At 56.0% G+C, this 17140-nt stretch carries 17 protein-coding genes and 1 tRNA gene; 14 read left to right on the forward strand and 4 right to left on the reverse strand.

Annotation, left to right across the window (positions count from 1 at the left end; translation table 11 throughout):
• Window positions 1–332: 332 nt before the first annotated feature.
• From ssd to KW808_RS01775, 7 genes are read left to right on the forward strand one after another with little or no spacing between them, the layout of a single operon-like run.
• Window positions 333–1394, forward strand: coding sequence for a septum site-determining protein Ssd (gene ssd, locus KW808_RS01745; RefSeq protein WP_003863292.1), 1062 nt, complete (start codon window positions 333–335; stop codon window positions 1392–1394).
• On the forward strand, window positions 1391–2524 hold the full coding sequence (locus KW808_RS01750; protein ID WP_003863289.1) for a TadA family conjugal transfer-associated ATPase: 1134 nt from the start codon (window positions 1391–1393) through the stop codon (window positions 2522–2524). Before ssd ends, KW808_RS01750 begins: the two co-directional genes overlap by 4 nt.
• Window positions 2509–3285 (forward strand): type II secretion system F family protein, encoded by a 777-nt coding sequence (locus KW808_RS01755; RefSeq protein ID WP_003863288.1) that lies wholly within the window; start codon window positions 2509–2511, stop codon window positions 3283–3285. Before KW808_RS01750 ends, KW808_RS01755 begins: the two co-directional genes overlap by 16 nt.
• The gene (locus KW808_RS01760; protein ID WP_003863286.1) at window positions 3282–3857 is read left to right on the forward strand and encodes a type II secretion system F family protein; all 576 of its coding nucleotides are present in this window, start codon (window positions 3282–3284) and stop codon (window positions 3855–3857) included. The genes KW808_RS01755 and KW808_RS01760 overlap by 4 nt, the downstream gene beginning before the upstream one ends.
• Window positions 3858–3880: 23 nt before the next feature.
• Window positions 3881–4081, forward strand: coding sequence for a DUF4244 domain-containing protein (locus tag KW808_RS01765; RefSeq protein ID WP_003855827.1), 201 nt, complete (start codon window positions 3881–3883; stop codon window positions 4079–4081).
• A 3-nt stretch (window positions 4082–4084) separates the two neighbouring features.
• On the forward strand, window positions 4085–4405 hold the full coding sequence (locus tag KW808_RS01770) for a hypothetical protein (protein ID WP_003863285.1): 321 nt from the start codon (window positions 4085–4087) through the stop codon (window positions 4403–4405).
• Window positions 4406–4427: 22 nt separating this feature from the next.
• The gene (locus KW808_RS01775) at window positions 4428–4727 is read left to right on the forward strand and encodes an Rv3654c family TadE-like protein (RefSeq protein WP_003855829.1); all 300 of its coding nucleotides are present in this window, start codon (window positions 4428–4430) and stop codon (window positions 4725–4727) included.
• Here KW808_RS01775 and KW808_RS01780 read toward each other — a convergent pair.
• Window positions 4722–7079, reverse strand: coding sequence for a DEAD/DEAH box helicase (locus tag KW808_RS01780; protein ID WP_003863284.1), 2358 nt, complete (start codon window positions 7077–7079; stop codon window positions 4722–4724). The genes KW808_RS01775 and KW808_RS01780 overlap by 6 nt on opposite strands.
• 316 nt (window positions 7080–7395) lie before the next feature.
• On the opposite strand from KW808_RS01780, the gene KW808_RS01785 reads away from it, so the two are divergent.
• The 3 genes from KW808_RS01785 to KW808_RS01795 all read left to right on the forward strand — a co-directional run bounded on the left by KW808_RS01785 (window position 7396) and on the right by KW808_RS01795 (window position 12030).
• On the forward strand, window positions 7396–7599 hold the full coding sequence (locus tag KW808_RS01785) for a cold-shock protein (RefSeq protein ID WP_003855831.1): 204 nt from the start codon (window positions 7396–7398) through the stop codon (window positions 7597–7599).
• A 699-nt stretch (window positions 7600–8298) separates the two neighbouring features.
• Window positions 8299–11313, forward strand: coding sequence for a type I DNA topoisomerase (gene topA, locus KW808_RS01790; RefSeq protein ID WP_003863283.1), 3015 nt, complete (start codon window positions 8299–8301; stop codon window positions 11311–11313).
• A 3-nt stretch (window positions 11314–11316) separates the two neighbouring features.
• Window positions 11317–12030: a lysoplasmalogenase gene (locus tag KW808_RS01795; protein ID WP_003863281.1), complete on the forward strand. Its 714-nt coding sequence runs from the start codon at window positions 11317–11319 to the stop codon at window positions 12028–12030.
• Between the two features lie 74 nt (window positions 12031–12104).
• Here KW808_RS01795 and KW808_RS01800 read toward each other — a convergent pair whose 3' ends face one another.
• Window positions 12105–13631 (reverse strand): class III adenylate cyclase, encoded by a 1527-nt coding sequence (locus tag KW808_RS01800; RefSeq protein ID WP_034983497.1) that lies wholly within the window; start codon window positions 13629–13631, stop codon window positions 12105–12107.
• Window positions 13632–13695: 64 nt separating this feature from the next.
• Here KW808_RS01800 and KW808_RS01805 point away from each other — a divergent pair, with 64 nt between their 5' ends.
• Together KW808_RS01805 and KW808_RS01810 are read left to right on the forward strand one after the other, a co-directional pair.
• Window positions 13696–14955 carry a DNA polymerase III subunit delta' gene (locus KW808_RS01805; protein ID WP_003863279.1) on the forward strand — a complete coding sequence of 420 codons (1260 nt, stop codon included), beginning with the start codon at window positions 13696–13698 and terminating at the stop codon, window positions 14953–14955.
• A gap of 86 nt (window positions 14956–15041) precedes the next feature.
• A tRNA-Thr gene (locus tag KW808_RS01810) sits at window positions 15042–15114 on the forward strand.
• Between the two features lie 89 nt (window positions 15115–15203).
• On the opposite strand, the gene KW808_RS01815 is transcribed toward KW808_RS01810, so the two are convergent.
• Window positions 15204–15374 carry a hypothetical protein gene (locus KW808_RS01815; protein WP_155268196.1) on the reverse strand — a complete coding sequence of 57 codons (171 nt, stop codon included), beginning with the start codon at window positions 15372–15374 and terminating at the stop codon, window positions 15204–15206.
• A gap of 46 nt (window positions 15375–15420) precedes the next feature.
• A complete protein-coding gene (locus KW808_RS01820; RefSeq protein WP_003863277.1) occupies window positions 15421–15882 on the reverse strand; it encodes a hypothetical protein in 462 nt (153 codons plus the stop codon).
• 319 nt (window positions 15883–16201) lie between these two features.
• Here KW808_RS01820 and KW808_RS01825 point away from each other — a divergent pair, with 319 nt between their 5' ends.
• Together KW808_RS01825 and KW808_RS01830 are read left to right on the forward strand one after the other, a co-directional pair.
• Window positions 16202–16504 carry an MFS transporter gene (locus tag KW808_RS01825; protein WP_003863276.1) on the forward strand — a complete coding sequence of 101 codons (303 nt, stop codon included), beginning with the start codon at window positions 16202–16204 and terminating at the stop codon, window positions 16502–16504.
• Window positions 16505–16571: 67 nt separating this feature from the next.
• Window positions 16572–17135: a P-loop NTPase family protein gene (locus KW808_RS01830; RefSeq protein ID WP_003863275.1), complete on the forward strand. Its 564-nt coding sequence runs from the start codon at window positions 16572–16574 to the stop codon at window positions 17133–17135.
• Window positions 17136–17140 lie beyond the last annotated feature (5 nt).

Below are 17140 nucleotides of genomic sequence, written 5' to 3' on the forward strand. Positions count from 1 at the left end.
TGTTATTCGAATAAATAATCGGGTTTGATGTTGTCTTGTGGCGTTTGATATGCCATAATTTCAGGTGCAAGGCCCCGATATACAGTGTGGCCTGCCCCGGCACAATCCCCCCCGTTGCCGGGTTACTGACGGCCCGCGCACACCCCCCCCGAGGCGCGGGCCGTCCCTTATTTTCTATAGCCCCTGCGCCTAGCAGATTTTCTACGATCGTGCACCGTGAATGCGAAAGTTATTCACAGATCAGTCTGGTGCGGGCGGTTGAGAGGTGAGTTATCCACAGGCCGCAGAGGGGGTCGTTGAAGGCACGTAAGCCGCAGGCCACAGTAGGTGCCATGAACACCACCACACACCAAGCAATTCTCATCGCAGTGGAAGATCCGGTCCTGCACCCAGAGGCTATGCACGTAGCTGCAGCCACTGGTCGGCCGGTTATTGAAACAACAAATTTGATGGACATCTCCAGGCATTTTCACCGCGCATCGGCAGTGCTCATTGATACGTCGATGGCTTCTCAATTATCACCTGGAAAACGCCGCGACAGGGTGTTTCTTCTCGATTCTGATCCAGGGCCCTCTGATTGGAAAACGGCGATGAAAATCCACGCTGAGCAAGCCATTTTGCTTCCAGCCCAGGCAGGGGAGTTGCTCAGCGCTTTAGGCAGAGATGACAACAAACTGCCGGTGGCTTCGGGCCATGTCATCGGTGTTGCCGGGGTGGTGGGAGGAACAGGCGCAAGCACGTTTGCTGCGGCGCTCGCAAAGCGGCGTGCGGAGTCAGCCACCACAGTGCTTATCGACGCCGACCCTTCCTCTGGCGGCATCGACCTGTTGCTAGGAATCGAAGATGTGCCCGGCGCGCGGTGGCCTGATGTGGGGTTGCGTCGCGGAACTGTCCAGGCTGCTGATGTGTTGAAAGCGCTGCCGAGCACTCCTGATGAGGTCGTGGTGTTGTCTACGGCGCGGGCTAATATTCTGGATCCTTTTGCATTATCCGAGTCTGATGTTTCGGCGGCGATTGATTGTTTCTTAAGCGCCGATAGGTCGGTGGATGTGGTGGTGGATCTGCCTCATGCGAGAGTGCATCCAGATATTGCGGAGCGCTTATCCCACCTGGTGTTAGTCATCCCTGCAGAAGTCCGAGCGGTGGCTGCTGCCAGGGCGAGGTATATGGAATTACAACAATTGCATGTATCCATCACGTGCGTGTTGAGGCATCGCGGGTGGTCAGGCTTGGATGTCGCAGAAGTAGAAGAGATTTTAGGCGCGGACATCACTGCGGAGATCGGCTCGATCCAGAGGCTGGCTAAATCTGTGGAGATGCATGGGCTGACCGGTTCTTTGCCGAGGGTTTTAAGCTCAGCATGCGACGCGGTCCTCGGGGAGGTGGCGGCATGACTGACATTGATCTGGTGGTGGAAAACGTCCAAAGGATTATCGCCACCAAAGAGACACCGCCGACCTCTGCGGAAATAGCGAGCCTGATTCGGGAACAAGCAGGCGTGATCAGTAACGAGGACATCGTGATGGTGTTGCGTCGACTGCGCAGCGATTCCGTGGGAGTGGGACCGTTGGAATCTCTGCTTGCGCTTCCTGGCGTGACGGATGTGTTGGTTAATGCCCATGACAGCGTGTGGATTGATCGCGGTCAGGGCGTGGAGAAAGTCGACATGGATCTGGGCTCAGAGGAGGCGGTGCGTCGCCTTGCCACCCGGTTGGCGTTGACCTGTGGCAGACGCTTAGATGATGCGCAGCCTTTCGCTGATGGCCGAATCACCAGGGACGACGGCAGCGTGTTGCGCATTCACGCGGTGTTGGCACCCTTGGCGGAATCCGGCACGTGCATCAGCGTGCGAGTACTGCGTCAAGCACGGTTGAGCCTTGATGATCTCATCAACAGCGGCACGGTTCCTGAGGACATCGCGCCTGCGCTCCGGAACATCATCAATCAACGGCGCTCGTTCCTTGTTGTCGGTGGCACGGGCACAGGGAAAACCACCTTGCTGTCCGCGATGCTTACCGAGGTTCCCGCTGATCAGCGCATAATCTGCATCGAGGACACTGCAGAGCTTCATCCCGGCCATCCCAGCATCATTAACTTGGTGTCTCGCCAAGCAAATGTCGAGGGCGCAGGTGCCGTGAGCATGGCGGATTTGTTGAAACAATCGCTGCGCATGAGACCTGACCGGATTGTTGTGGGTGAGATTCGCGGTGCGGAAGTTGTGGATCTTCTAGCTGCGATGAACACGGGACACGACGGTGGCGCTGGCACCATTCACGCGAACTCCATCTCTGAAGTTCCCGCGCGCATGGAAGCTCTTGCGGCGACCGGCGGATTGGACCGCATGGCATTGCATTCTCAACTCGCGGCCGCAGTGGACATTGTGCTGGTCATGAAACACACCCCTTTTGGCCGCAGGCTAGCTCAACTCGGGGTGCTCCGTGGAAACCCGGTGACCACGCAGGTGGTGTGGGATTTGGACCACGGCATGCACGAAGGGAGCGAAGAAGCATGGTTTATGTCCTAGGCCTTCTTAGCGCGGCGGTGTTGATCTCTGGTTCAAGGGGCCCCGGCGCGCGTACCAGGCCACCAACACCTGGAAATGGCGTCCATTTATTCGCCCTAATTGCACTATTTTGCCTGGCCACAGTGCTATTTATCGTCGTTGACGCCTACACGATGATCGCCGGCATCATCATCGCCACAACTCTATTCTGGTATCTCCGCCAGACACACGCTGCAGCCCAACGCACCAAACAATCCCTCCAATTAGCCAGCTTCTTAAGCCTCTGCGCAGGCAATTTACGCGCCGGGGTCACCATGGTCGACGCCATGGACTACGCGCTCGACAACACCACGCCGGACAAACTCCTAAGCCCCACGTTGCAGACCGCAGCCAGGCAGGCGCGCTCGGGCGGCAGCGGGCCGCGAGTGCTTATCGACGCCTCCCTCCCCGATCTTCAACGCCTCGGCCATTTGTGGGAAACATCAGAACGACACGGCATCCCGCTGGTCGCCCTCATCGATCAAATGAGGTCCCGGATTTCCTCGAAGCAACGCCACGGCGAATCCACCCGAGCTGCACTCCAAGGACCGCAAGCAACCGCAGTGATCCTCACGGTGCTGCCACTAGCAGGACTATTGATGGGAACCGCGATGGGAGCAAACCCCGTTGGGCTACTCACCGGTGGTGGGATTGGTGGGCTCCTGCTTGTTATCGGTGTGGGCCTAGATGCTGCGGGGTTTGTAGTCACCCACAAAATTCTCCAGAGCGCGAGCCCCTCATGATCACAGCACTAGTTATCGCAGCAGTGGCCATGTTCATCGGTTCACCCAACCCTGGAGTTCGCGGTGGATTGATAAGCCCCAAATCCGGTAAAAGCCTGCGTATCCGAGCTGGCCCAAAAAAGCTGGGCAACGCTGACCCAGTGGATGTCTCTGCAGATATCGAACTGTTTTCAGCGTGTTTGGATGCGGGTTTAAACACACGTGATGCAGCGCAGGTGGTGGCTCATGTTGCAGCCATTACGCACCGCGAACTGTGGACACATGTGGTGGCATTGCTATCGATTGGAGTGAGTGCCCCTCAAGCATTTGCGCTGATGGCAGGAGTTGATGGGCTGGATGAACTAGCCAATCTAGCCACAGTGTCGCACAGATCAGGCAGCGCCTTGAGTGATGGGTGCAGGAACATTTCCACCTCGTTGTTGGCCTCTGCTGGTGACAAGCGCACCGCCGCAGCAGAACGCGCAGGAGTGTTCATCGCGATGCCACTTGCTCTGTGTTTCCTCCCCGCATTCATGATCGTCGGGCTTGCACCAGTGGTGCTCAGCTTGGGTACGCAACTTATCAATTTCTAGAAAACACTCACAGGAGAAAAATCATGTCCAACAATCTCGAACTACTTCGACTTCGCACTCGCGCCATTCTTGCTCAAGACGATGGCCTCACCACCGTTGAATACGCCTTGGGAACTTTAGCTGCCGCAGCTTTGGCCGCTGTTTTATACATGGTGGTCAACAGCGACGCCGTGTCCTCGGCGTTCGAATCAATTATCAGCGATGCCTTGAGCGCACGACCGTAACCGATGAGAACAAAACAGCAGCGTGAACCACCTGAACTGTGCAGCGACGATGGCTCTGTCAGTATCGAAGCAGCTCTCGCATTGTCATCGCTGGTGATCGTGTGCGGGTTGATCATTGCAGCAATGGCCACCTTGGCGGCGTATCTTGCAGCTGTCGATGCTGCTGGCGCTGCTGCCAGGGCACATGCCATTGGGGAGAGCTTCGAACCGGCACGAGGACACGTCGATATGCATGAAGCAGGGGGAATGCTCACAGCAACAGCCACTATCCCGGCACCGATTGGGCAGGTGAGCGCGAGTGCGGTGTTCCCAGTGGAAAACTAGCAGTGCAAATGACGAAGGCTACATGACCATCGCCAGCGCTGGTGTCGCCTCCATCCTCATTAGCCTGCTGGTGGTGCTGGCCTGGCAGGCGGGAAACCTCGTGGCCAGGGAACAAGCACAGGTAGCGGCCGATGTTTCAGCTGTTGCCGGAGCCTACGCCTTTGCCCGCGGGGAACTACCCGACGCTGCCTGCGCCACCGCGAAACACACAGCCGAAGCAAACAACGCACAACTAGAAAACTGCGCAACAGAAGGGGAGGATCTCACGCTCACCGTCACCGTTCGTGGACAAGAAGCCCACGCAAAAGCAGGACCTTTATGAGGTTCCCAACAAGGTCACCATCGCACCCAGTAACTTGATGGCACCTGCCTTATCCAACGGATTGTTTCCATTGCCACATTTCGGGGACTGCACACAGCTCGGGCACCCAGATTCACAGCTACAGCTGCGGACGACCTCAAATGTGGCCTCAATCCACTGGGCGAAACGTCGAAAACCAGTATCCGCAAAACCAGCTCCGCCGTCCATACCGTCATAGACAAACACAGTGGGGTAGCCCGTATCCGCATGAAGTGCCGTGGATACGCCGCCGATATCCCAACGATCACACGTCGCAAGCAGCGGCAACATACCAATCGCCGCATGCTCCGCTGCGTGAAGAGCACCGGGAATATCAGCGGCGGGAATGCCCATCGCTTCCAACGCCAACGGATCAATCGTGTACGCCACCGCACGAGTCTGAAGAATTTGAGGAGGAAGATACAACGGAGTCGCATCCAACGTGGTGCCATCACTAAGGCGGGTGACATAGCCAGTCACACGGTCGGTGACCTGCACCTCTACGTTGGCGACCCACAAACCACCACCAGCATCAAAAACCTCGTCCTCCAACGGGGCAGAGGTAATCCTGATGTCCGTGTCACTTCTCGCATAAGTGGTGTAATCAGGCAGCTCAGGCCTGGCCAGTGCCAGATTCTCCTCCAAATCCAACTCATCAATGACAAAGGATTCACCCTGGTGGAGATACACCGCGCCGGGATGAGTCTGCGACATCGCCTTGGCGGAATCGATGGTGCCTAACAACCGGCCGTCACTGATATCAACAATCATGAACTCCGAACCAGACCCACCACGCAAACTCACCTGCTGGTGTGCCGAATCAGGACTCAGCTCATCCGGATCCCCTGACATGGGCTTTTCCACCGCAAACCAGCCACGCGGACGCTTGCGCAACAGCCCTTCAATCTCGAGCTTCTCCACCACCTTTTGGGCACCAAACGCCGCGACCTCCGCCTCTGTCAGTGGCTTTTCCACCGCAGCGCAATAAACATGACCCCGAATAACATGCGGATTCGTTGGATCAAACACCGCAGCCTCAACCGGCTTCTCCAACAGGGCTGCCGGATGATGCACCAAATACGTATCCATCGGCTCATCACGAGCAACAAGCACCACCAACGAACCCTGCCCACGCCGACCAGCTCGTCCCGCCTGCTGCCAAAACGACGCCACAGTTCCTGGAAAACCAGCCGTGACCACAGCATCCAGTCCACCGACATCAATGCCCAGTTCAAGCGCATTGGTGGAAGCAACACCGAGGAGGGTGCCGTCGTCAAGCAATCTCTCCAACCTACGGCGGTCCTCCGCCAAGTACCCCGCCCGGTAGGACGCGACGCGCCGGGCGAAATCGGGGCGGCCCAGCGTGCTGAGCTCTTCCTGCGCGCGCAGGGCAACGATTTCTGCTTGTCGACGTGAACGGACGAACGTCAACGTGCGTGCACCCTCGGAAATGAGCGTGGCCATAATGTTTGCTGCTTCGGTGCTGGCTGCGCGACGCACCGGCGCGCCGTTCTCGCCCTCGGCGCCTTCGATGAAACCGGGCTCCCACAGCAAAACGGTGCGTTCACCCGTCGGGGCGCCATCTTCCGTCACTGCTTTAACCGGCGCGCCCAGCAATCTGGAAGCGTGAATTTCCGGATCGGAGCTGGTCGCGGACGCCAAAATGACCGTCGGGTGGGATCCATAAAACGCGGCGATGCGCAGTAGACGACGAATCACCATCGACACGTTCGCGCCAAACACGCCACGGTAGGCATGGCATTCATCAATCACGATGAACTTCAAATGGCGCAACAACCTGGCCCAGCGCGAATGATTCGCCAGCATGGACGCATGCACCATATCCGGATTGGTGAACACAAAACGACTCAGATCGCGGATGCCGGACCGCGCCTCGGAGGGGGTATCGCCATCGTAGGGCGCCGGATTGATCGGGTGGAAATCCGGAATGTCGCGCAGCAACGTGGACGTGGAGGTTAGCTGATCAGATCCCAAAGCCTTGGTGGGAGTTAGATACAACGCACAGGCGGTAGGATCCGTGCCGAGCGCTGACAAAATGGGCAGCTGATAGCCCAAAGATTTTCCCGAAGATGTACCGGTGGCAACCACCACATGCTGGCCATTCCACGCCAGATGTGCGGTCTGCTCCTGATGGGAAAAGAGCTTATTGATACCACGATTCAGCAACGCATCGCGCAGGCTAGCAGGTACCCAACTCGGCCAATCGACGTATTTAGCTTTCGATGCGGGCAACGTCACCATATGCGTGAGCGTCGATTCGGAGTAACGTTTGGAAACGATTGTGGCCAGCTCTTCACCAAAGCTGGGCCTCATAGCTTGAGTCTTTTCACTCTCAAAATCGGGGGTAGTCAAGAATTTACCCCCTTTCGCTGGGCTGTATAAATGGGACTGACCTGCCAAAACGTAAAACTAATCCTAATAGACTATCGCTTGGGCTTTAAACGTGAAAGACTTGTTCCCAGGTCGCAGTTTCAGTGCGCAGTGTTCAACGCTCGCAAGGATAGACGTGAGCGTTCGGCATTCATACCGTCGGCGTTCGTTCAAGAAACGGCCAGATGTTGCTGTTCGAGCTCATGCAAGAGTGGAACATCGAACCCGGTAGTAATTCCAATCAGTAAAGGTAAGACAAATGGCACAGGGCACTGTTAAGTGGTTCAACCCAGAGAAGGGCTTCGGCTTCATCGCTCCTTCCGACGGATCCGCTGACGTTTTCGTCCACTACTCCGAGATCCAGGGCAACGGCTTCCGTACCCTCGAGGAGAACCAGCTCGTCGAGTTCGAAATCGGCGAGGGCGCTAAGGGCCTTCAGGCTCAGGCTGTTCGTGCAATCTAATTGCATCTGAGTTCGAAACCGGTAACTTTTGTAAGTTGCCGGTTTTTTTAATACCTAAAACAGGTGGGGCTAGAAGGGCCGTTTTATTCGTCCGAGCGTTCTTCAATGCGTACTTTCGGCACCAAGATTTCGGCAAAATGGGGCCCAAATCGGAGAAATCTTGGTGTCGAATTCACACTCGTGCTGCGATTGGCGGGAATCTGAATTTTTGCCACGGTGCAAAAATGAAATAACCCTCCCACATCCTCCCACGCGGCCTTGAGGTGGGAAAGTGTGCACAAATATCCAACTGGGATTTCTAAGCCTTTAGAACGGCAACTGGAGTGAGCTACGGGGGTAGTGGATTTTCGTCCTGGAGTGAATTGGGGTTGGAATCTGCGCGGAAATCACCCAAATATGGCTAGGGTGTGCAGGAGACTCAATTAATACTGTGTACCGTGTTAGGGAAACGCGTCGTGTAAAACTGTCGTGTACAACAACTTAAGACAGCACACGAAGTTTATGTTCTTCCCCGGCGAAGAGCACCGGATTCAGTGAAAGCTACTCACTTATGGTTATGCTTTCCAAGAGTGAACGTTTACATGTTCGATAATTTTCGACATAGTGGGCACAGACACGCAATAAGAACAGTGGCTTTCTGAAGTGTTCTAAAAGGAACATGAAGGGGGTCAAGGCAGTTAACGAGAGGGATGCATTCCCGTGGCAGATACCGCAGGCACCACAGGCACCGCAGGATCGAAAAAGAAGTACTTGGTGATCGTCGAGTCGGCGACCAAGGCTAAAAAGATTCAGCCTTACCTTGGCAACGACTACATCGTCGAGGCCTCCGTTGGTCATATTCGTGATCTGCCTCGTGGTGCTGCTGATATCCCTGCAAAGTACAAGAAGGAGCCTTGGGCTCGTCTTGGTGTGGACACCGATCGCGGTTTCGCGCCGCTGTATGTGGTGAGCCCCGATAAAAAGAAGAAGGTCGCTGACCTCAAGGCGAAGCTCAAGCTCGTTGATGAGTTGCTGCTGGCAACAGACCCCGACCGTGAGGGCGAGGCGATTGCGTGGCATTTGCTTGAGGTGTTGAAGCCGACTGTTCCTGTGCGTCGCATGGTGTTCAATGAGATCACGAAGCCTGCCATTTTGGCTGCGGCGGAAAACACTCGTGAGCTGGATGAAAACCTGGTGGATGCGCAGGAAACTCGTCGTATTCTGGACCGTTTGTACGGCTATGAAGTCTCTCCTGTGCTGTGGAAAAAGGTCATGCCGAGGTTGTCGGCGGGCCGTGTGCAGTCGGTGGCAACTCGTGTGATTGTTGAGCGGGAGCGCGAGCGCATGGCGTTCGTGTCGGCGGATTATTGGGATCTGTCGGCGGAGTTTAATGCGGGTGAAAACGGCAAGGCGGATTCGGATAACCCGTCGTCGTTTACTGCGCGTTTGTCCACGATTGATGGAAACCGTGTTGCTCAAGGCCGTGATTTTAATGATCGGGGAGAGCTGACCTCGGAGGCTGTCGTCGTCGATAAGCAGCGTGCTGAGGCGTTAGCCGAGGCTTTGGAAGGCCAGGAAATGGCCGTCGTTGGGGTCGAGGAAAAGCCGTACACCCGTCGCCCTTATGCGCCGTTTATGACCTCTACGCTGCAGCAAGAGTCTGGCCGCAAGCTGCATTACACTTCTGAGCGCACGATGCGTATTGCGCAGCGCTTGTATGAAAACGGCCATATCACTTATATGCGTACTGACTCGACCTCGTTGTCGGAGCAGGGCATGAAGGCTGCGCGCGATCAGGCGTTGGAGCTGTACGGCGCGGAATATGTTTCGCCGAGCCCACGTACCTATGACCGCAAGGTGAAGAACTCCCAGGAGGCCCACGAGGCTATTCGCCCAGCTGGTGAAACTTTTGCGACCCCGGGCCAGCTGCATGGTCAGTTGGATGCGGAAGAATTTAAGCTCTATGAGCTGATTTGGCAGCGCACTGTGGCGTCCCAGATGGCCGATGCCAAGGGCACGTCCATGAAGGTCACCATCGGTGGCACCGCGAAGACCGGCGAGAAGACTGAGTTCAACGCGACCGGCCGCACGCTGACTTTCCCTGGCTTCCTGCGCGCTTACGTGGAAACCACCCGCACCGCCGATGGCCGCGACGTAGCTGACAACGCCGAAAAGCGTCTGCCACTGCTGTCTGAGGGCGATCTGCTCAAGGTTTTGGGCATCGAAGCCGATGGGCACAGCACCAATCCGCCTGCGCGCTACACAGAGGCGTCGCTGGTGAAGAAGATGGAAGATCTGGGCATCGGCCGTCCTTCCACCTACGCATCGATCATTAAGACGATTCAGGATCGCGGCTACGTTTACTCGCGCGGCAATGCGCTGGTGCCGTCCTGGGTCGCGTTCGCCGTGGTCGGATTGCTTGAAGCCAACTTCACCTCCCTGGTGGATTACGATTTCACCTCCTCCATGGAAGACGAGCTGGACAACATCGCCGCAGGTCGCGAGGGCCGCACGGAGTGGCTCAACGGCTTCTACTTCGGCGATGCCGAAGCGGACCAGTCCATGGCTGAATCAGTTGCCCGCCAGGGCGGTTTGAAGGCGCTTGTCGACGCGAACCTGGAGCACATCGACGCGCGTTCAGTAAACTCACTCAAGCTTTTCGACGACGCCGAAGGCCGTGCCGTGAACGTTCGAGTCGGACGCTACGGTCCGTACATCGAGCGCATCGTGGGCACCACCGCGGAAGGCGAGCCAGAATTTCAGCGCGCCAACCTACCTGAGGAAACCACGCCTGATGAGCTGACCCTCGAGGTCGCTGAAAAGCTTTTTGCTACCCCACAAGGTGGACGTGAACTGGGCATTAACCCAGCAAACGGTCGCATGGTGGTGGCTAAGGAAGGCCGCTTTGGTCCATACGTGATCGAGCAGGTCACGGACTCTGAGCGTGCCGGCGCCGAAGCCCAAGCTGAAGAAGTCGTTGCAGCGGAACGAAAAGCTGAAGACGAACAGCGCGCCGCCGACGGCATGCGACCCAAGAACTGGGAAACCAAGACTGCCGCAAACCAGAAGGAAAAGCGCATCAACCAGCTGGTTGAGGAAAACCTCAAGCCAGCGACCGCGTCCCTGTTCAGCGGCATGGAACCTGCAACCGTGACCCTGGAAGAAGCCCTCAAGCTGCTGTCCCTGCCACGCGAAGTAGGTGTCGATCCTTCCGACAACGAAGTGATCACCGCTCAAAACGGACGCTACGGCCCTTATCTGAAGAAGGGTAGCGACTCCCGTTCCCTCAACAGCGAAGAGCAGATCTTCACCGTCACTTTGGATGAGGCTCGCCGTATCTACGCCGAACCAAAGCGTCGTGGACGCGCCGCTGCTCAGCCACCACTGAAGCAACTGGGCGACAACGATGTGTCCGGAAAGCCAATGACCGTCAAGGACGGACGTTTCGGCCCATACGTCACCGACGGCACCACCAACGCGTCACTGCGCAAGGGCGATGTTCCAGAGTCCCTGACCGATGCGCGTGCCAACGAGTTGCTTTCTGAGCGTCGTGCCAAGGAAGCAGCAGATGGCGGAGCTCCTGCGAAGAAGACTTCCACTAAAAAGACTGCAGCCAAGAAGACCACGGCTAAAAAGACAACAGCTAAGAAAACCACTGCTAAGAAAACCGTGAGGAAGGCTCCGCCGAAAACCACCAAAAACGTGGTGAAGGCCGGCGCTAAGAAGAAGTCCTAAAACATGCTGAACGGGCTCGTGACCAAAACACGCCAAGGTGCATCTGCGCTGGTGAAAGCCGTGTCGAAATCAGGGTCCGAACCCGAGCGTGCCGCCTTCGTGACAGCGGCTGGTGCACATGTGTGCGCCAGCCTAATGGGGGTTTCCAAAGTTAAGACTCTGAGCAAACCCACCCTCATGCCACTTCTTGCAGGTCGGGTGCTGCGATCTTCCTGTGGTTCTTTAGAAAAGGGGCTCGGGTTAGTTGGCCTTGCCGGCGGTTGGGCAGGGGACCTGGTGCTGATGAAGCCGGATTCATTGCCTAAAGGTGCTGCTGGTTTTGCCATCAATCACGCCGCGTACATCGCATTGTTGCTGCGCAGGGGAGCTAGGCCAAGTGCGGTGCGTGCAGGAATCCGGGCAGTTCCTCTCCTGGGTGCCGCAGGTTTTGCAGCTATCCGTGAGCCCAAAATGCTCCCCATCGTTCTTGGATACGGAGGCCTGTTAGCTACCACTTCCATGCTTGCCGATGACTCTAAACTTCACGATTCTTCCAACCTCGCGAGCTTTGGAATGGGCCACGGTGGCAACTTATTCTTGATCTCTGATGCGGTACTTTTTACCCGTGAGCTCTTCCTTGAGGATGGCACCGTTGCTGCACAATTCGCAGATGGAGCAGTGATGGGAACGTATACAATTGCTCAACTTTTGCTAGTAGATGGGTTGTTTTCGGACTAGCTCATTGGTGTTGCCAAGAGAAAAATCCCCCGTCTCACAGTGTGAAACGGGGGATTTTTGCGTCGAAAAGCGAATTAGGACCTGTCCGCCAACGTCGGCCGAATAGGCCGCGCAATCTGCGTCATCTGGCCGCGTCCGCGCAGCTCCACGGACTTCATGAGCGTCCAGCGAGCCTGCTCCGCCTCGTTGGCCTCACGCAGCGTGGAAGCGTTGGTGACGGTGCGGCCTGGGGTCGTTTTCGCGATCTCCGTCAGGCGCGCAGCCTGGTTGACTGCGTCGCCGATGACGGTGTACTCAAACCTCGCGTGACCGCCGATATGACCAGCAACGACATGGCCAGCAGCCACACCAATTCCGGCCTTGAGCTGGAGATCTTTCAGCTCTGCGCGGAGCTCACGGGCAGCCGCAAGCGCATGACCGGTGGCATCAGACAGGGGCAGGGGAGCGCCGAAAATCGCCAACGCCGCGTCACCCTGGAACTTGTTGATAACACCCTTGTTGCGGTGCACAACCTCCACGACGTGCTCGAAGAAGTCATTGAGCGCCTCCACAACCTCTTCAGGAGTGTGGTTGACGGCAAAGGTGGTGGAGCCGATGACATCGACAAACAGCACGGCAACCTTACGGTCCTCGCCACCCAGAGTGGGGCGTTCCTCCAGCGCGCGCTTGGCCACTTCAGCGCCCACGTAGCGACCGAAAAGGTCACGGACGCGCTGACGTTCACGCAGGCCACGCATCATCTCATTGAAACCAGCCTGAAGCACACCGATCTCAGAGCCATCATAAATATCAACCTGCACATCGTTTTCACCGCGGCGCACCCTGTTGATGGCCTCCTGGAGCTCCCGAATCGGATCCACCACAGAGGACACCACAAGCCGGTTGCCCAGGTAACCCGTGACCAACGATGCAAACGCGAGCGCTGCGATGGCAGGCATAATTCCGGAGGCATCAGAGCCGAAAATGCCCTGCGAGTAGCCCCAAATAAGCAGCAGAATTCCCATCACTGGAATGCCCAACGTCAGCAACCACGTCATACGCAAGCGCTGGCTCACAGGTGGTTCCAGCGTGGAATCCTCAAATCGACGCGCCAGGGCAGACGCAGCAACCGGACGCACCAAACGCTCAGCCTCAAGGTAGGTGAGCAGCACGACGATTGCGGCAGCCATCAACGTGGAAAACGCCACGACCAGCGCCAAACTGGTAGACACACTGGCCGAAATCAACGTTGCAATTGCAATGCCGATTAACCACACCACTGCGCACAGAATTGCCTGGTAGATGGGGATGCGCATAACCAAGTTGCGCACCATATTTCGGTCATGATCTTCAGGGCTTCGCTGCCAATCAAGCACCGGGCGGAACATCAAAAATGTCACCAGCATGCCCGCGACAATGGCGAACGCCAGGTATGCGAAACCAACAGCTGGCAGATACGAGATCTCAGCGTTGAAATTTGAAGCATCTGGCTGCGGAATGAGAAAGCGCACAAACAGCATTACTGCGAGCGCACCAAACACATTCGTGCCGAGCACCGTCGCAGCATACAGCGGCCACGATGTGCCCCACAGCCATTTCAATGCTCTAAGCAATCGACTCATGATCAATACTCTAACGTGCCAGTGGGACATCGCGAGGATGTAGTGAGGAAGTAGTGTAGAGATCGTGACTAATTCGAGTGTGTTTGACAGTCTCGCCGGCTCCAAAACAGTGTCCAAGACGCTTTTCGACGCGGCCTCCAGCGCGCGTGCCCTTGTCCGCGCCCGAACCACAGAACGTGCCCGCGCCCGGGCAGAACACCAAAACCCTGCAATGATCCACGACTCCGGCTTCGCCCAGTCATGGCTGTTTACAGGCCCTCCCGGATCGGGACGTTCTGTGGCAGCCAAGGTTTTCGCCGCTACGCTCGTATGTTCGAATCCAGATGTTGTGGGCTGTGGACAATGCGAAGATTGCCGCGCCGCCATGGGAGGCAGCCACCCCGATATTGAACACATCGTCCCGCAGCAACTGTCCATCGGTGTTGATGCAGCTAGAGAGGTCATCAAAGCCGCAGCGGTCAGTCCTGTTGCAGGAAACTGGCGAGTCGTTATCTTCGAAAACGCCGACCGACTCACCATGCAAGCCGCCAACGCCTTGCTGAAAACCGTGGAGGAACCAACCGAAAGCACCGTGATGATTCTGTGCGCACCCACCACAGACCCCCGCGACATTGCGATCACCCTCCGCTCCCGCTGCAGGCACCTCTACATTCCCACCCCCTCCATCGCGGAAGTCGCAAGAATCCTCGTAGCTGAAGGCAACGTCAGCCAAGCGGATGCAGAATTAGCGGCGGCTGCCTCAGGCGCTCACATCGGCAGGGCTCGATACTTAGCCCACAACAACGCCGCCCAACGCAGACGCGCCAGCATCCTCAACCTGGCCGAATTAATCTTCCACGGTGATGTCGCCTTCCGCTCCGTAAACACCTTGGTCAAAATGGTGGAAACCGAAGCCAAAGACAGCAACAAAGAAAAAGAAGAAGCCGAACTCGAAGCCGTAAGAATCTCACTCGGCATGGGAGCCAAAGGCAAAGGTGTCCACAAAGCAGTACGTGGAGGAGCGGGAGATTTCAAAGCACTCGAAGACCAACAAAAACTCCGACGCACCCGATTCCTCCGCGACAGCCTCGACCTCGCACTCGTAGACCTTGCAGGCATCTACCGCGACGCCATCATCCTCTCCTCCCAAGCCCAAGTCGGACTCACACACCCCGACATGGAAGGTCTCTCCCAAGAACTCGCAACAAAAGTAAGCCAAGAAGGACTCCTGGCATGCCTCGACGCGATCTCCAAATGCCGCGAATCCTTCGGCTTCAATGTACGACCCATCGTGGCCATGGACGCCCTGGTAGGACGCCTGCGCAAAGCCTACAAAGTGTCCTAAACACCCCAAATTATTGAAGTCAAGAACACATCAGGTAAAGTAGCCAATCGGTAAATAGTGAAGTTAAATTTCTGCAGTATTTCCGTGCCGCTTTAGCTCAGTCGGTAGAGCGTCTCACTCGTAATGAGAAGGTCGCGAGTTCGATTCTCGCAAGCGGCTCAAGTAAAAGGCAAGGTCAAGAGCCCTTTCCCACTTTTGGGAAAGGGCTCTTGTAGGTTCTGGTACGCACTGGGTACGCACCCAGAATTTTAGTAGTAGTAGCCGGTGCCAGCGCTCAGGCTGAGCATTATGGAGCCTGCGTAAGAGCCAATGAGTGCGTATGATGCGTTGACCATGTCCCAGTAGGTTTGGACTGGGAGGCCTGTCATCTCTACCCATTCTTGGGCGTGGTAATTATTGATGTTGTTCCAAACGGTCATTAAATCCATGGTTTTCTCCCATTAAAGAGTTGTTAGTGTGTGGTCTTTACTTGTGGCGAACGATTGTCGCTGTAGCTAGCACGGAGTCGGCGTGAATGTAGCCGCCCCATTGTTTTCCAACATTTGGTTCGGGAGTGACGTCGAGAAGGGTGCGGTAGGTGTCCTCGTATTGGTTTGTCAAAGTTACGAAAACTTCCACAGTGAGTCCGCTTGCTTCAAGGTCCTTTCTCAGTTGTTCTTTGTGCACATCGGACGCATTAAAATACTGCTTGGCTAGGGAATCTGCTGAAGCATTGAAGTTGTAACCTCTTGTGGTGTAGTGCCTGTGGTAGCCGTCGAGTAGTGTGTTCAGCGCCTGGCGTAAGTCTGCGGGGGTGTTTATGTATTTTGTGGAGCTCAGGCTACTGCTGAGGCCTGCCCATTCAGAACTTTGCGCGCTTGCAACGGGCGATGAAACGCCAGTAATTGCGATTGCAGCGATAGCCGCCCGAGTGATGATCTTCTTCATGAGGATCCTTCTAGATTGATGGCGTGCCTAATTGCACGACCGGATGGACAAAGACTGCAATGATGTTTAGCACAGGTGCTAAGGCGTCAAGATGTGATCCTACGAGAAAATCAGGTTAGATACTGGGTTTCATTGTTGGTGAGGGCACCCGTTGTGGGTGGTGCTTCAATCTGTCAAACATCTAAAAGCTTGAAATTTTGATGCCGTGATAGGTTGGGGATCTGCCCAAGGGGAGTTTGGGGCGGTCGGGCGCGTTGCGCGGAGATCCGAGGCTTGAAACCTCCAGCAACTCTTGACTAAGAGCCTGGAGGGTCTCTTTTTGTCTGCATTTTCTGATTCACCCACCCGTCGTTGGTGGGCTCTTGGCATTTTGGCCATGACTGAACTAGTTGTTGTTCTCGATACGATGATCGTCACAATCGCTCTTCCCCAAGCACAAGCAGATCTTGGCATGAGTGATGCTCAACGTCAGTGGGTCGGGCCCGCATTTGCGGGCGCTGGCGCCACCATGATCATTGCAGCGATCGTGGCTATCACCATGATTCGTGGCAAAAAGGATGACTTGATGCCGTCTTGGGATGCTGAAGCTGAGTGGGAAGAAGAAAAGGTGAGTGTTCACTAGACGCTGAATCTTTTCGGGAGGCCTTGCGTTATTATCGAAAACCCACGACTAACAAAAGGCCTCCACCATGAAAACTGCTTCTGATCCGATTGATTGGAATCCGCAGCGCATCGCTGTTTCTGGCGTGAGTGGTGTGGGAAAAACGACGTTGTGCAAGCAAATCGCTGCACTTTCAGGATTCCCTCGGGTGGAGTTGGACAGCCTTTATCATGGGGAAAATTGGGTGCCGCGTGAGACTTTCGTTGCGGAGGTACAGGATTTCATCAAAGGTCCGCAGTGGGTGATGGAGTTGCAGTATCGGCAGGTTCGTCCACTCATTGTGGAGCGGGCGGATACGGTGCTGTGGTTGGATTATTCGACACCGCGGCAGATGTTTCGGTTGATTAAGCGAACTATTCCGAGAAGTTTGTTTAAGACAAAGCTGTTTAATGACAATATCGAGCCGCCTCTGTGGACGATTTTTAAGGATCCTGACCATATTGTGCGGTGGGGTTGGCGGACTAGGAACTCGTTGAAGAAGGTCACGCCAACCTTCGAGGGACGGTTTGCTCCGCTGACAGTGGTGCGCCTGAGCAGCCCAAAAGAGACAAAGCGCTGGTTGAGGGCATATGGGGAAAGCGTGAAACTCTGATAGGG

This window comes from [Brevibacterium] flavum, from assembly GCF_019317305.1.
Lineage (GTDB): Bacteria > Actinomycetota > Actinomycetes > Mycobacteriales > Mycobacteriaceae > Corynebacterium > Corynebacterium glutamicum.